13 protein-coding genes are annotated in these 15,043 nt (G+C 62.7%); 7 read left to right on the top strand and 6 right to left on the bottom strand.

The annotated features are described in order from the left end of the window. The first annotated feature begins 197 nt into the window (after nt 1-197). Both A3AU_RS0109395 and A3AU_RS0109400 read left to right on the top strand, forming a co-directional pair. Nucleotides 198-1,346, top strand: a complete 1,149-nt coding sequence (locus A3AU_RS0109395) for an acyl-CoA dehydrogenase family protein (protein ID WP_027052573.1) — start codon at nt 198-200, stop codon at nt 1,344-1,346. Between the two features lie 65 nt (nt 1,347-1,411). Then, on the top strand, nt 1,412-1,807 hold the full coding sequence (locus A3AU_RS0109400; RefSeq protein WP_027052574.1) for a RidA family protein: 396 nt from the start codon (nt 1,412-1,414) through the stop codon (nt 1,805-1,807). A 10-nt stretch (nt 1,808-1,817) separates the two neighbouring features. On the opposite strand, the gene A3AU_RS0109405 is transcribed toward A3AU_RS0109400, so the two are convergent. Continuing rightward, nucleotides 1,818-2,909, bottom strand: coding sequence for an LLM class flavin-dependent oxidoreductase (locus A3AU_RS0109405; protein WP_027052575.1), 1,092 nt, complete (start codon nt 2,907-2,909; stop codon nt 1,818-1,820). A 121-nt stretch (nt 2,910-3,030) separates the two neighbouring features. Between A3AU_RS0109405 and A3AU_RS0109410 the strand changes: the two genes are divergently transcribed. The 4 genes from A3AU_RS0109410 to A3AU_RS0109425 all read left to right on the top strand — a co-directional run bounded on the left by A3AU_RS0109410 (nt 3,031) and on the right by A3AU_RS0109425 (nt 7,166). After that, entirely contained in the window at nt 3,031-3,792 is a 762-nt protein-coding gene (locus tag A3AU_RS0109410; protein WP_027052576.1) for an HpcH/HpaI aldolase family protein, read from the top strand. Nucleotides 3,793-4,195: 403 nt separating this feature from the next. After that, entirely contained in the window at nt 4,196-4,993 is a 798-nt protein-coding gene (locus tag A3AU_RS0109415; RefSeq protein WP_027052577.1) for an ABC transporter substrate-binding protein, read from the top strand. A gap of 162 nt (nt 4,994-5,155) precedes the next feature. Further along, nucleotides 5,156-5,830, top strand: a complete 675-nt coding sequence (locus A3AU_RS0109420) for an amino acid ABC transporter permease (protein WP_027052578.1) — start codon at nt 5,156-5,158, stop codon at nt 5,828-5,830. 46 nt (nt 5,831-5,876) lie between these two features. Continuing rightward, on the top strand, nt 5,877-7,166 hold the full coding sequence (locus tag A3AU_RS0109425) for a cysteine desulfurase-like protein (RefSeq protein WP_027052579.1): 1,290 nt from the start codon (nt 5,877-5,879) through the stop codon (nt 7,164-7,166). Nucleotides 7,167-7,202: 36 nt separating this feature from the next. On the opposite strand, the gene A3AU_RS0109430 is transcribed toward A3AU_RS0109425, so the two are convergent. Genes A3AU_RS0109430 through A3AU_RS0109450 form a run of 5 tightly spaced genes read right to left on the bottom strand, consistent with a single transcriptional unit; the run spans nt 7,203 to nt 12,455 of the window. Further along, complete coding sequence (locus A3AU_RS0109430) at nt 7,203-8,030, bottom strand: dipeptide ABC transporter ATP-binding protein (protein ID WP_027052580.1); 828 nt, start codon at nt 8,028-8,030, stop codon at nt 7,203-7,205. After that, nucleotides 8,027-8,893 carry an ABC transporter ATP-binding protein gene (locus tag A3AU_RS01000000135220; RefSeq protein WP_081709482.1) on the bottom strand — a complete coding sequence of 289 codons (867 nt, stop codon included), beginning with the start codon at nt 8,891-8,893 and terminating at the stop codon, nt 8,027-8,029. Before A3AU_RS01000000135220 ends, A3AU_RS0109430 begins: the two co-directional genes overlap by 4 nt. Then, nucleotides 8,893-9,804: an ABC transporter permease subunit gene (locus A3AU_RS0109440; protein WP_027052581.1), complete on the bottom strand. Its 912-nt coding sequence runs from the start codon at nt 9,802-9,804 to the stop codon at nt 8,893-8,895. Before A3AU_RS0109440 ends, A3AU_RS01000000135220 begins: the two co-directional genes overlap by 1 nt. Continuing rightward, nucleotides 9,804-10,811, bottom strand: coding sequence for an ABC transporter permease subunit (locus A3AU_RS0109445; protein WP_027052582.1), 1,008 nt, complete (start codon nt 10,809-10,811; stop codon nt 9,804-9,806). Before A3AU_RS0109445 ends, A3AU_RS0109440 begins: the two co-directional genes overlap by 1 nt. A gap of 45 nt (nt 10,812-10,856) precedes the next feature. Then, nucleotides 10,857-12,455: an ABC transporter substrate-binding protein gene (locus A3AU_RS0109450; protein WP_027052583.1), complete on the bottom strand. Its 1,599-nt coding sequence runs from the start codon at nt 12,453-12,455 to the stop codon at nt 10,857-10,859. A 497-nt stretch (nt 12,456-12,952) separates the two neighbouring features. On the opposite strand from A3AU_RS0109450, the gene A3AU_RS0109455 reads away from it, so the two are divergent. Continuing rightward, nucleotides 12,953-14,995, top strand: a complete 2,043-nt coding sequence (locus tag A3AU_RS0109455; RefSeq protein ID WP_027052584.1) for a long-chain fatty acid--CoA ligase — start codon at nt 12,953-12,955, stop codon at nt 14,993-14,995. Nucleotides 14,996-15,043: the final 48 nt, after the last annotated feature.

Genomic DNA, 15,043 nt, shown 5'->3' on the forward strand with positions numbered 1-15,043 from the left:
GCGCCCCCCTCTGTCCTGCCGGACATCTCCCCCACTAGGGGGGAGATTGGCAGCTTGGACGCCGGCGCCCCTCCTGAGACGGTGGCGATCGGCGAAGGCGCCGACGACATCCGATCTCCCCCCTCGTGGGGGAGATGTCCGGCAGGACAGAGGGGGGCGTCGTAGAGCGCTGCCTCCGAAGCACTGCGGAGACAAGCATGCCTGACCGTTCCTTCCTCTCCTGGCCGTTCTTAGAGGACCGTCATCGCGAACTGGCCGAGCGGCTGGAGGCATGGTGCGCGACAAATCTCCCCGTCGATCACCATGACGTCGATTCCGCCTGCCGCGCGCTCGTGCAAAAACTCGGCCGGGACGGTTGGCTGAAGCCGACAGCGGTGGATACCGACAATCCCGGCCCGCTCGATGTGCGCACTCTGTGCATCACCCGCGAGACGCTGGCGCGGCATGACGGGCTCGCCGATTTCGCCTTCGCCATGCAAGGGCTGGGCACGGGGGCCATCTCGCTATTCGGCACGCCGGAACAGCAACACTGGCTGGCTAGGACGCGGGCCGGCGAGACGATTTCCGCCTTTGCGCTCTCCGAACCTCGTTCGGGTTCGGACGTCGCCAATATGGAAATGACGGCGACCCGCGACGGCGATAGCTATGTGCTTTCCGGCGAGAAGACCTGGATCTCCAATGGTGGCATTGCCGATCTCTACATCGTCTTTGCCCGCACCGGCGCGGCGCCAGGCGCCAAGGGCCTTTCCGCCTTCATCGTGCCGGCCGAGACGAAGGGCCTCGGCATCGCGGAACGGCTTGAGGTGATCGCGCCGCACCCACTGGCGCGGCTGTCCTTCGACAATGTCCGCGTTCCGGCTGCCGCCTTGATAGGCAAGCCGGGCGACGGCTTCCGCATAGCCATGTCGGTGCTCGACGTGTTCCGCTCGACCGTCGGGGCGGCGGCGCTTGGCTTTGCCCGCCGCGCCCTGGACGAAAGCCTCAAAAGGGTGGCCGAGCGAAACCTGTTCGGCGCGCCGATGGGCGAGTTGCAGATGGTCCAGGGCCATATCGCCGACATGGCGCTCGACGTCGACGCCGCCGCCCTTTTGGTCTATCGCGCGGCATGGACCAAGGACATGGGTGCCGCCCGGGTAACACGCGAAGCGGCGATGGCCAAACTGTTTGCCACGGACAAGGCGCAGGAGGTGATCGACAAGGCGGTGCAACTGCACGGCGGCGACGGTGTGCGCAAGGGCCATATCGTCGAAAGCCTCTATCGCGAGATCCGCGCGCTGCGCATCTACGAGGGCGCTTCCGACGTGCAGAAAGTGGTCATCGCGCGGCAAATGATGGGCGCGGCCTGACGGCTAGACATTGACGAGCATTACGATTTCGAGAGTTGGTTTTCAGGAATACCGGGAGGCTAGACATGCACGAGATTCTGCAGCCGGAAGGCTGGGTCAAGCCGGTCGGCTACGCCAATGGCGTCGCGGCGCGTGGGCAGCTCATCTTCGTCGGCGGACAGGTCGGCTGGAACGGGCAATGCCAGTTCGAGACCGACGAGTTTGTCGGCCAGGTGCGGCAGACGCTGCAAAACATCGTCGCGGTGCTGACCGAGGCCGGCGCCGAGCCGAAGCACATCACCTCGATGACCTGGTATTTCACCGACAAAACCGAATATCTCGCCAACCTCAGGGGCATCGGCGAAGCCTATCGTGAGGTGATCGGCCGGCATTTTCCTGCGATGGCCGCCATGCAGGTGGTGGCGCTGGTCGAGGACCGCGCCAAGGTGGAGATTCAGGCGACGGCCGTCATTCCGGATTGATCTGTCGTCATTACCCGCGAAGGCCTGCCTGCCTCAGCAGCGGCAACACTTGATCGCAGAAATAGGGCAATTCCCTGGTGTAGTTGACGAAGGAGAGCGCGATGCCCTGGTAGCCATGCCCCGATATGGCGGCCATGTCGGCAGCGATCGTTTCCGGTGTGCCAATTAACGGATAGGTGCCGGCGCCGCCGGCGAAGCGCTGGCGGTAACGGTCATAGGCGTGCGGGTCGTGCGACTGCGAGAATTCCTTCTTGCCAGCCATATGGGCGTCGACCGCCTCGTGGTCGGCCATTTCGACGGCATACCTGTTGTAATAGGCCTGCGCCTCTTCCATCGTCGGGCGGCAGACAACGTGCGCCACCGTATAGACACCGACGTCGCGGCCGACCTTGTCGGCCCGTTCGCGGATGTCGGCGACATGCTTGCCGGCATCGTTCAGTTCGGAAAAGGTCGTGAACAGGTAATCGCATTTGGCGGCGGCGAAATCGCGGCCCGGGCCGCCGAAAGCGGCGTTCATGGTCACCGGGCGTGGAAGCTGCAGGCTCGCCGGCCGGCTGACGGCTTCCTTGAGGCGATAATAGGTGCCTTCGTAGTCCAGAGGCTCCGTCGACGCGTAAAGCTTCTCGAGAATCTCGATCCATTCCGCGGCCTGCTCATATCCCTTCTCGACCAGCGGCGTGCCGAACATACCGAATTCCTTCGGGTTCCAGCCACAGACGATGTTGAGGCCGGCGCGGCCCTTACTGATGTGATCGACCGTCGCCAGCGCCTTGGCGGCGTAGAGCGGATGCACCAGCGGCACGTGCACGGTCATGAACAGCCCGATCCGGTCAGTGGCGACGCCAAGCGCCGCTGCCCAGGTGAAGGTCTCGAACGACCATTCGCGAACCTTGTTGCGGCCGCCAAAACCGCGCCAGCGCGCGATCGGCAGCATGAACTCCAGCCCGGCGCGGTCGGCTATTTGCGCCGCCGTCAGATTGTCCTGCCAGCTCGCCGTCCAGCGCTCCGGCACATCGGTGATGGCAAGGCCGCCATCGGCATTGCTCGAGAAGACGCCGAGCTTCAGTTTGTTCGGGCCGTGCAGGGGATGCGCTTTGATCATCTCGGGAACTCGCGGCGGGAGGCCACACGCTAGGCCCGCGCCAGAATATTTCAAGCCTGAAATAGCTTCGCCTGGGTGTCGTTTGCGGATATGACTTTGGGCCAGACGAAAAGGGACCGGCATGAACGAATTCCGCCAGAAATGCATCGGCAAGGCAAACCTCGTCGGCTCCTTTGCCGCCATTCCCCATCCCGTCGCGGTCGAAGTGATGGCGCTGGCCGGCCTCGACTTCCTCTGCATCGACTGGGAGCATGCCCAGATCTCGCGCGACATGATCGAGACCATGGTGCGCGCGGCGGACGTCCATCGCGTGCCGGCGATGGTGCGCGTTCCCGGCCATGCGGCGGAAGCCATCCAGGCGGCACTCGACAGCGGAGCGCAAGGCGTGCTGGTGCCGCGCGTGTCAACCGCCGCGCAAGCCGCGACGGCCGTCAAAGCCTCGCGTTATCCGCCACTGGGCGAGCGCGGCGTCGGGCCTGGCCGGGCCGCCGGCTATGGCTATCGCATTCCCGAGTATCTTGCCGGCGCCAATGACAGAACCGTCGTCGCGGTCCAGGTCGAGACAGCCGAGGGGCTCGCCAACATTGACGCGATCGCGGCCGTCGATGGCGTCGACGTGATCTTCGTCGGCCCCGGCGACCTTTCGGTGTCGATCGACGCGATCGGACCGCAAGGCGTCGACAGGCTGAACGCGGCGATCAGGACGATCATCGGCGCGACGGTCGCGCATGGCAAAGCCGCCGGCATATTTTGCGCCAGCCCACAGACCGTCAGCCGCTGGGCAGCCATCGGCGCCAGTTTCTTCGTGCTGGCCAGCGACACGATGTTTCTGGGCGCCGGCGCCGCGGCCAACGCTGCAGCCGCACGCGACGAATTGGCATAGACGGGCGCGGCCTGGCAAAAAAGACGTATCGCCGGAGCAACAGACCCGCCAATCTTTTTAAGCTTAAAACTTTCGCCTTGAAAAGCGTCCCACTTTGGATAAGCATTCAAAAACGATAGTGACTGCCGTGCCGGCGGGGCTTGCCGTGCAGTCCATCGTAGTGCTTCGGGTGGGAGGGGTTCAGTCCTTGTCGTTCATGCTGCCCCAGTCGTCGTCCAGCGTGCGCCCTGCTCTCGATGGCGTGCGCGGCCAAATCCATGACCTGCATACAGGGACCTTCGCCAAGCGCGGATGGTCGCTGCCATGAATTGACGCCCCGCTGGGAGGTGGGGCGGCAAGAAACCGTGCGGGGACAGCCCCGTCCGATCAACAACCAGAGGGAACACCCCAGAGGGAACACCAAATGAAGCTCAACCGTCGCAACCTCATCCTTTTCGCCGCCGCCATCGGCATCGCCGCCGGCCCGGCCACGTCTCACGCCGCCGATGTGCTTAATGTCGGCGCCTATCCGACCAATCCGCCCTTCGAATACAAGAACGAGAGCGGCACCTTCGAGGGCTTTGAAGTCGACATCGTCAATGAGGCGGCCAAGCGCATCAGCATGACCACCGACATCGCCGACCTCGGCTTCCAGGCGCTGTTCGCGGCTACCACCTCGAAGCGTATCGACGTCGCCATCTCCTCGATCACCATCACCCCGGAGCGCCTGAAGTCGCAGTCCTTTACCCAGCCCTACTATGATTCCGACATGGGCATCGCCACCAAGACCGACAGCGCTATCAACGCCGAGGCCGACCTCAAGGGCAAGATCGTAGGCGTGTTGTCCGGCTCGACCGGCGAGACCTGGGTCAAGGCGCATCAGGAAGCCGACGGCTTCAGCGACGTGAAGGGCTATGATACCCAGCAGAACCTGCTGCTCGACCTCAGCGCCGGCCGCGTCGACGCCGCCGTCAGCGACATTCCGGGCATGGAATACTCCTTCACCAAGATGAAGGACCTGAAGGTCAAGCAGCGCATCAAGACGGGCGAGCAGTACGGCCTGATGATGACCAAGGACCATCCGCTGCTTGGCAAGCTCAACGACGCGCTGACCGCGATGAAGAAGGACGGCACACTGGCCGCGATCCACAAGAAGTGGTTCGGCAGCGACGCTCCGGCCGATTCCTCGACGGTCAAGGAAATGCCGCTGCCGAAGGCCTGAGCGGCAACTGAGAACAGGGGCGTGCCGGCTCAAAGGCCGGCACGCCTCGTTTTCACTGATGATCCTTCCCCGGAACCACAGGTCAGCGCGGCAAAACCGCTTTCGGTGTTTCCGGGCCCTGCTCCAGCGTCACGGGACGCAAAACGGTTCGGGAACGCTCCCATGTCGCTGATCGACACTTTCTTCAATCCCGATGTTATCATGTCCAGCCTGCCGGCGCTGCTGCGCGGTTTCCTGAACACGCTGCTGCTCGGCATCCTGAGCATCAGCATCGGCATTCCCATCGGTCTGGTGATCAGCCTGCTGCGGCTCTATGCGCCGAAGCCGGTACGCTGGCTGGCGGTCGGCTACACCGATATTTTTCGCGCGCTGCCGGTGCTGGTGGTGCTGATCCTGATCTACTACGCGCTGCCCTTCCTCGGCATACGCCTGTCGTCCTGGGCGTCCGCTGTGACGGCGTTCGCCTTCATCATGTCGGCCTATTCGGCGGAAGTGTTCCGCTCCGGCATCGAAAGCATTCCGCGCGGCCAGTTCGAGGCGTCGCAGGCGCTGGGCCTGCCGTTCCTTTTGACGTTGCGCAAGGTGGTGCTGCCGCAGGCGATCCGCGTGGTCATTCCGCCGATGACCAGCAATTGCGTGTCGATGTTCAAGGACACCTCGCTGGCCTCCACCGTGGCGCTGCCGGAACTCTTGAAGGAAGCGACCAACGCGCAGTCGCTCTACGCCAACCCGTCGCCGCTGATCGGCGCGGCGCTGGTCTATCTCATCTTCCTCTGGCCGATGGTGCGCCTCGTCAGCCTGCTTGAAGACCGCTTCAAGACCGAGAAGACGCGCTGACATTCCCAACCGATCCACCCGCCAAATTCTTCGCAGGAGCGTATCCGTGAACAAGCATCAAACCGGCAATGCGAACGCCGCAGCGTTCCCCGTCGACACCATCCGCGACATGTTTCCCGCCCTGCAGCGGGCCGGCGACTTCATTTTCATGGACAATGCCGCCGGCGCGCAGATCCCGCAGAGCGTGCTCGACGCGGTGACCAACCACCTTGTCTCGCACAATGTGCAGCGCGGCGGCCGCTATGGCCGCAGCGTCACCGTCGACCAGTCGGTCGCCGATGCGCGGACAAGCGTAGCACTGCTGATCAATGCCTATAGCCCGGCCGAAATCTGCTTCGGCATGAACGCCACCTCTTTCATCCGCCTCGTCAGCCTCGGCATTGGCCAGATGCTCGCCAGGGATTCAGAGGGAGAACGCGACGAGATCATCATCACCGACATGGACCATGACGCCAACATCGCTACCTGGCTGGCGCTGGAATCGGCCGGGGCGAAATTCAAATGGTGGCGCATGCGCGAGGACGGCAACCTGCATGTCGACGATTTGCGCCCGCTTGTCTCCGATCGCACCCGTCTCGTCGCCTGCACAGTGACCGCGCATTCGATCGGCTCGATCGTCGATGTCGCTTCGGTGGCTGAGATCGCGCACGCGGCCGGCGCGGAAGTGTTCCTCGATTGCGTGCACTTTGGGCCGCACGGGCTGATCGACGTCCAGGCCTGGGATTGCGACTACCTCGTCTGTTCCGGCTACAAGAACTTCTCGCCGCATATGGGCTTCCTGTGGGGCCGCTTCGACACGCTGAAGCGGCTGCCGACTTTTCGAGAGGATTTCATCCCCGACGAGCCGCCCTACAAGGTCGAGGCCGGCACCTTCATCTACGAGAATGTCTCCGGCATGGACGCCGCTGTGCAGTACCTGGAGCTGATCGGCCGCAATCTGGCGCCCTCCAACAACCGCTCGCGTCGCGAAAACATCGTGGCCGGCATGGGCGCCATTCGCGACTACGAGCTGCTTTTAGCACGCGAGATGATGAAGGTGCTGAAGGATTGCGGTGCGACGATCTACGGCGTCGCCGACGAGGCCCGCCTCAACGAGCGCGTGCCGACTTTCTGCTTCAACATCGGCAAACTGTCGCCGCAACGCATCGTCGAGGAAATGGCCGAGATGCAGATCGGCATCCGCGACGGCCACATGTACGCGCCACGGCTGATGAAACGCCTGAACCTGTCGATGGACAGCGGCGCCATCCGCGCCTCGCTCGTGCACTACAACACGGTCGAGGAAATCCACAAATTCGGAGAAGCGCTGCGCGCGATCATCGCCAAGCTGTCCTGATGGACGAAGGGTGCCTGACGGTTGCCGCTTGCAGCCTCAGGCGGCCGCCTTCTTCGCCAACCGCGCTTTGATCGAAGCGCCGTCGGCGCGCGGCGTCGCGGCGAACAGCGTCTTGGTGTAGCTGTGCTTGGGGTTTGAGAAGACCTCGTCGCGCGAGCCATATTCGACCGCCTCGCCGAAATACATCACCATCACATCGTCGGCGATGTAGCGCACCACGGACAGATCGTGGCTGATGAAGACATAGGTCAGCTGGAATTCGTCCTGCAGGTCGGCGAGCAGGTTGAGCACCTGCGCCTGCACCGACAGGTCGAGCGCGGACACCGGTTCGTCGAGCACCAACAGGCTCGGGTTCAGCATCAGCGCGCGGGCGATGGCGATGCGCTGGCGCTGGCCGCCCGAGAACATGTGCGGGTAGCGGTTGTAGTGCTCGGGTCCGAGGCCGACCTTCTTCAGCATCTTCATGGCGAGGTCGCGCCGTTCCTCGGCCGGCTTGTCGGTGTTGATGAGCAGCGGTTCGCCAAGTACGTCGCCGATCTTCTGGCGCGGATTGAGCGACCCGTATGGATTCTGGAAGACGATCTGCACCTTGCGGCGCATCTCCCTGGTCAAGCCGCCCCTGGCGATGTCGACCTTGTTGCCGTCGATGAACAGTTCGCCCGAAGTCGCTGGATCGATCAGCGTGATGATGCGGGCGAGCGTCGACTTGCCGCAGCCCGATTCGCCGACGATGGCCAGCGTCTTGCCCTTCTCGACGCTGAAGGAAACGCCCTTCACGGCATGCACGGTGCGCGCGCCGCGAAACAGCCCGCCACCGACATGGTAGTCGCGCTTGATGTCCTTGCCTTCGACGACCTTGGTCATGCGCTGGCTCCAGTCGTACTAACGTCCTGGGGCGCCGGCTCGAACAGCATGTCGGAGACGGTCGGCAGGCGGTTGCCCACCGCGTTGTCGGGTAGCGCCGAGAGCAGCGCGCGCGTATAGTTGCTCTTCGGGCTTTCGAACAGCGACAGCACGTCGGCCTCTTCCATCTTGCGGCCCTTGTACTGGACGATGACGCGGTCGGCGGTTTCCGCCACCACGCCCATATTGTGGGTGATCATGATCAGGCCCATGCCGTATTTGGCCTGCAGCGAGACCAGAAGATCAAGGATCTGCTTCTGGATGGTGACGTCCAATGCCGTCGTCGGCTCGTCGGCGATCAAGAGCTTCGGATTGCAGGCAATAGCGATGGCGATCATCACGCGCTGGCACTGGCCGCCCGACATCTGGTGCGGGAACGAGTTCAGCCGTTCCGCCGGTTCCGGAATGCCGACCTGCTTCAACAATTCGATGGCGCGCGCCCGGCGCTGGGTCTTGTCCATGCCCATATGGAAGCGCAGCACTTCCTCGATCTGGAAGCCAACCGTGAAGCACGGATTGAGGCTGGCCATCGGCTCCTGGAAGATCATCGACATGTCCTTGCCGACGATCTTGCGCCGCTCGGCAGGGCCCAGTTTCAGAAGATCGCGGCCGCCAAAGCTCATCCTGTCGGCGGTGACCTTGGCCGTCCACGGCAACAGGCCCATCACGGCCAGCATCGATACCGACTTGCCGGAGCCGGATTCGCCGACGATGGCGAGCACTTCGCGTTCGTCGACATGCAGCGAAACGCCATCGACGGCGCGGAAGGAACCGGATGCGGTCTGGAATTCCACGACGAGGTTCTGGATGTCGAGCAACGCCATCACGACCTCCTGAGCTTGGGATCGAGCGCGTCGCGCAGGCCGTCGCCGACAAGGTTGATGGCGAGCACGGTGATCAGGATGGCAAGGCCGGGGAAAGTCACCACCCACCAGGCGCGCAGGATGAATTCACGCGCCGTGGCGAGCATGGTACCCCATTCGGGTGTCGGCGGCTGCGCGCCGAGGCCGAGGAAGCCAAGGGCTGCCGCTTCGAGGATGGCATTGGAGAACGACAAGGTCGCCTGGACGATGAGCGGTGCCAGGCAATTGGGCAATATCGTGCGAAGCATCAGTCTGGTATGGCCCGCGCCCGCGACCTTTGCGGCCACGACATATTCGCGGCTCTTCTCCGCCATGACGGCCGCGCGCACCAGCCGGGCAAAATGCGGCTGCAGGACGAGCGCGATGGCCAGCATCGCATTGAACAGGCCGGGGCCGAGGATGGTGACCATCACCAGTGCCAGAAGAAGCGACGGGAAAGCCAGGATGAGGTCCATGACGCGCATGATCGCCACGTCGACCCAGCCGCGAAAATAGCCGGCCAGCAGGCCGAGCGTGATGCCGCCGGTGAGCGCAAGCGAGACCACGACCGCGCCAATGAGCAGCGAGAAGCGCGCGCCATAGAGAAGGCGCGAGAGGATGTCGCGCCCGACCGGATCGGTGCCGAGCAGATATTGTGTCGAGCCTCCGTCCTGCCAGGCCGGAGGCCGCAGGAACGCGGTCTTGTCCTGGACGTCGGGTGCATAGGGAGCCAGCAGCGGCGCAAACAGCGCCGCCAGCACGAGCAGGATGAATACGAACAGGCCGATGACGGCGCCGCGGTTCACCGAGAAATAATACCAGAAGGTCCTGAGACCAGTGAGGCGATCCGGGTTGCCGGCGGCCATCGGGGCGATTTCGGTCGACTGGCTCATCACGCCGCCCTTATGCGCGGGTTGATAACGGCATAGAGTACATCGACGATCAGGTTCACGGCCATGACGATAAGGGCGATCAAGAGCAGGCCCGACTGCACGACGACATAGTCGCGCTTGGATATGGATTCGACCATCCACCTGCCGATGCCAGGCCAGGAGAAGATCGTTTCGGTAAGGATGGCACCGGCGAGCAGCGTACTAACCTGCAGGCCGATGGTGGTGACCACCGGGATGAGTGCGTTGCGCAGAGCGTGCACGCCGATGACTCGGGCCGACGAAAGCCCCTTGGCTCGGGCCGTCCGCACGTAGTCCTCGCCCAGCACCTCAAGCATCGCGGAGCGCGTCTGGCGCGCTATCACAGCCAGCGGAATGGTACCGAGCACAATTGTCGGCAGCACCAGATGGCGCAATACCGAACGAAATGCATCGAATTTGCCGTAGAGCAAGGTGTCGATGGTCATGAAGCCGGTGATCGGCTTGAAGAAGTACTGCAGGTCGATACGCCCGTTGACCGGTGTCCAGCCGAGATAGCCGGAGAAAAAGATGATCAGCAGCAGGCCCCACCAGAAGATCGGCATGGAGTAGCCGACGAGCGCCGTGCCCATCAGCGACTGGTCGAACCAGGAGCCGCGCTTGATGGCCGCGAAGATGCCGGCCGGAATGCCGAGCACCATGGCGAAGATCATGGCGAAGAATGACAGCTCCAGCGTCGCCGGGAAGAGCGTCTTGAACTCTTCAAGCACCGGGCGCTTGGACGAAATCGAAACGCCGAAATCGCCGGTCACGACCTCGCCGACATAGCGCGTATATTGCTGCCAGATCGGCAGATTGTAGCCGAACTGCTCCTTGAGCTCTTCGTAACGCGCCGGCGCCACGCCGTGTTCGCCGGCCATGGCAAGGATCGGATCGCCGGGCAGCAACCTGACGAACGCAAAGGCGCAGATCGTGATGCCGACAAGCGTCGGGATCAAAAGTGCAATTCGGTGGAGGATATATTTTAGCATGATGTAGGGGGGCGGCGCTTCATTGCGCCGCCCCGCTCTATAGTCTTATTCGGCCTTGTCAACGCCGTCGAAGCGGTGAATGCCGAGCGGGTCCATCATGAAACCGCTGACATTCTTGCGCACGACCGCGTAGACTTGGCTATGCGCCAGCAGGAAGGCCGGAGCCTGCTTCTGGAAGACGACCTGCGCCTCCCCATAGAGCTTGGCGCGCTCGGCCTGGTCGCTGGTCTTCTTGGCCTTCTGGATCAGGTCTTCGAAGTCCTTGTCGCACCAGCTGGAGTAGTTCGAGACGCCGATGGCGGAGCAGGCGAACAGGGTGGCGAAGAAGTTGTCCGGATCGCCATTGTCGCCGGTCCAGCCAATCTGGAAGGCGCCTGGGCGGTCCTTCTTCTTGCCCTCCGAGCGATACTTGGTCCACTCGTAGTTGACGATCTCTGCCTTGACGCCGACCTTGGCCCAGTCGGCCTGGATCAGTTCGGCGGCGCGCTGGAAGTTCGGGTTGTACGGGCGAACACGGTCGGAAGCCCAGAGCTGGATTTCGGTCAGCCCGGCAGCGGACAGAACTTTCTTGGCCGCATCCGGATCGTAGGCGTCGGTTTTCACGTCCTTGTTCCACGACCACATGGTCGGCGGGATCAGGTTTTCGGCAGGCGTGGCGCCGGCATCCTGGAACAGCGACTTGATCAGAGCTTCCCGGTCGATCGCCTGGTTGAGCGCGTGGCGCACCTCAGGCTTGTCGAGCGGCGGGATGGTGGTGTTGTAGCTCATATAGCCGATGTTCAGGCCGGCCTGATCCATCAGGGTCACGTCCTTGTTGGCCTTGATCGTGCCGATGTCGGCCGGGTTCGGATAGGGCGCGATGTCGCATTCGCCGGCAAGCACCTTCTGGATGCGGGCGGTGGCGTCAGGCGTGATGGCGAAGACGAGATCGTCGATCTTTTCCTTGCCCTTGAAATAGTCCGGGTTGGCCGCATAACGGATGACCGAATCCAGCTGGTAGTCGACGAACTGGAACGGGCCGGTGCCGATCGGCTTGGTCGAGAAATCGGCCATCTTGCCGTCCTTCGCCAACTGGTCGGCATATTCCTTCGAGACGATCGACGCGAAGTCCATGCCGAGATTGGCCAGCATCGGCGCGTTCGGCTCGGTCAGCGTCAGCTTGACCGTCAGATCATCGACCTTTTCCCACTTGGCGACGTATTTCGGCATGTCCATGCCGGTGTAATAGTCCCAGGTCAGGTTCGGCAGATACTTGTCGCCGTTCCAGGGGTTTTGCTTGTTGAACTGGCGATCGAAGGAGAATACGACGTCGTCCGCATTGAGATCACGCGTCGGCTTGAAATAGTCCGTGGTCTGGAACTTCACGCCCGGATGCAGGTGGAACGTATAGACCAGGCCGTCGTCGGAGATTTCCCACTTGTCGGCGAGGCCGGGCTCAACCTCGGTGCCACCATGCTTGAACTCGACCAGACGCGAATAGACGGTGCGCGACGAGGCATCGAAATCGTTGCCACCGGTCGTCGTACCCGGGTCGAAATTGGCCGGCGACGCTTCCGAGCAATAGACAAGCGTCTTGGCGTTGGCCACGCCGCCCAGGACGCTTGCAGCCAACAACGCGGCCGCAAAAGCGAGTTTCTTTTTCATTGAGCACTCCCTGATGTTCTTCCAAGCCCCTCTATCAGGCTCGCGAAGCGCGCATATAAGCACCGTTTTTCTGGCTTTGGAACACCCCGTTTGCTTACCCCTCGGGAAGCAGGAAAAAAATCCGCAATTTTGCTAAATGGCAGAAAAAATTAGCAGTTTTTTCCATTCACGAGATTGTTAACGACCTCATTTTTTTATTGATCCGGCATCTGGCGACAGCGATGCCGCGTCGTGCCCTCATCGGGCCACGGATGCGAAAAGATACCGGTTGGAAGTGCCGCCGACGGGGAAGATTCTCGACGGCAAATCTTTCGGCGCCTTGCCGCAAGGGCAAGACTTGCACCGCCGCCGATAGAGGCAATACATAGATGGATATGCTGGCGGCAGCGGAGGACGTCTCTGTCATCTGGAGGCGGTCGCGGCACAAGCGACCAGAAATGGGCGACCAGAAATGGGCGACCAGAAATGGGCGAACAAGAATTGCTAGGGAGGAACGGGTGGCAAAAGCATCGAAGACGCCGGTGAAGGAGCCGGCAAAGGCAGTCTCGAAACCAGCCGCCGCCGGCGGGCAACGCAAGGCTGCCGCCAAGGCCCTGACCGCCAAGGCAGACGCCAAGCCTGCCAGCAAGGCACCCGCGACAAAGCCTGTGGCCACCCCCAAGGCTGTCACGAAACCGGCCGCGAAGGCCGCCCCGGCAAAGACCTCGCCAACCAGGACTTCGCCGGCAAAGGCGCCTCCGGCAAAGGCTGGCGCAAACAAGGCCGCGACTGCCAAGGCTGCATCACCAACGAAGGCAACGGCGGCACCAAAACCGGCACCGTCGACAGGCCAGCGGCTGCCAAAGGCGCTCACCGAACTCGCCGCCGGCCTGCCGCAAAAACCATGGCTGAAAAGCTATCCGAAGAACATGCCGGCCGAGATCGGGCCCCTTCCCTACAGTTCCATCGGCGACTTCCTCGTCGCCGCCTGCAAGCAGTTTGCCGGTCAGCCGGCCTTCACCTGCATGGGCAAGTCGATCACCTATGCGGAGCTCGAGCGGCTCTCGGCGGCTTTCGGCGCCTATCTGCAATCGACGGGACTGCAGAAGGGCGCGCGCGTCGCGCTGATGATGCCGAATGTGCTGCAGTACCCGGTGGCCATGATGGCGGTGGCCCGCGCCGGCTATACGGTGGTCAATATCAATCCGCTCTACACGCCGCGCGAACTGGAACATCAGCTCAAGGATTCCGGCGCGCAGGCCATCGTCATCCTCGAAAATTTCGCCGGCACACTGCAAGCCGTGATCGCCAGGACTTCGGTCAAGCATGTGGTGGTCGCCGCCATGGGCGACATGCTCGGCCGACTGAAAGGCACGATCGTCAATCTGGTCGTGCGGCGCGTCAAGAAGATGGTGCCGGCCTGGTCATTGCCTGGCCATGTCAAGTTCAACGCGGCGCTGAAGGCCGGCAGCGGCATGAATTTCAAGCCGGCCACGGTGGCCGCCAATGATGTCGCCTTCCTGCAATATACCGGCGGCACGACGGGAATTTCGAAGGGAGCGACCCTGTTGCACAGCAATGTGCTGGCCAATGTCGCGCAGAACTCGCTGTGGGTCGAGGATGCCTACACGGTCAAGCCGAAGCCCGCGCATCTCAACTTCGTCTGCGCGCTGCCGCTCTACCATATTTTCGCACTGACGGTGAACGCGCTGATGGGCATGCAGCAAGGCGCCCAGAATATCCTCATTCCCAACCCGCGCGACATTCCAGGCTTCGCCAAGGAGCTCGCGAAATATCCGGTCCACATCTTTCCCGGTCTCAACACGCTGTTCAATGCGCTGCTCAACAACGAGGATTTCCGCAAGCTCGACTTCAAGCCGCTGATCCTGACGCTGGGCGGCGGCATGGCGGTGCAGAAGGGCGTTGCCGAGCGCTGGAAGGCGCTGACCGGCTGCCCGGTCTCGGAAGGCTATGGCCTGTCGGAGACCTCGCCGGTGGCGACCGCCAACAAGTTTACTTCCGGCGACTTCACCGGCACGATCGGCCTGCCGCTGCCGTCGACCGAAATCGCCATCCGCGACGATGACGGCAACAATTTGCCGCTGGGCGAGGTCGGCGAAATCTGCATCCGGGGGCCGCAGGTGATGGCCGGCTACTGGAACCGGCCGGACGAGACCGCCAAGGTGATGACCAAGGACGGCTTCTTCAAGTCGGGCGACATGGGCTTCATGGACGAGCGCGGCTACACTAAGATCGTCGACCGCAAGAAGGACATGATCCTGGTCTCCGGTTTCAACGTCTATCCGACCGAACTCGAAGAGGTCGTGGCCATGCATCCCGGTGTGCTCGAAGTGGCGGCGATCGGCGTGCCTGACGAGCATTCCGGCGAAGTGCCGAAGCTGTTCATCGTCAAGAAGGATCCGGCGCTGACCGCCGAGGCCATCACCGCTTTTTGCCGCGATAACCTGACCGGCTACAAGCGGCCCAAATACATCGAGTTCAGGACCGAGTTGCCGAAGACGCCGGTCGGCAAGATCCTGCGGCGGGCGCTGCGCGCCTAGTGGCAGAGGATTGCGCCGGCGACAACGCGCCATGCAATGACTTGCCGG

It is taken from the genome of Mesorhizobium erdmanii USDA 3471, assembly GCF_000472705.1.
GTDB classification, from domain to species: Bacteria; Pseudomonadota; Alphaproteobacteria; order Rhizobiales; family Rhizobiaceae; genus Mesorhizobium; species Mesorhizobium erdmanii.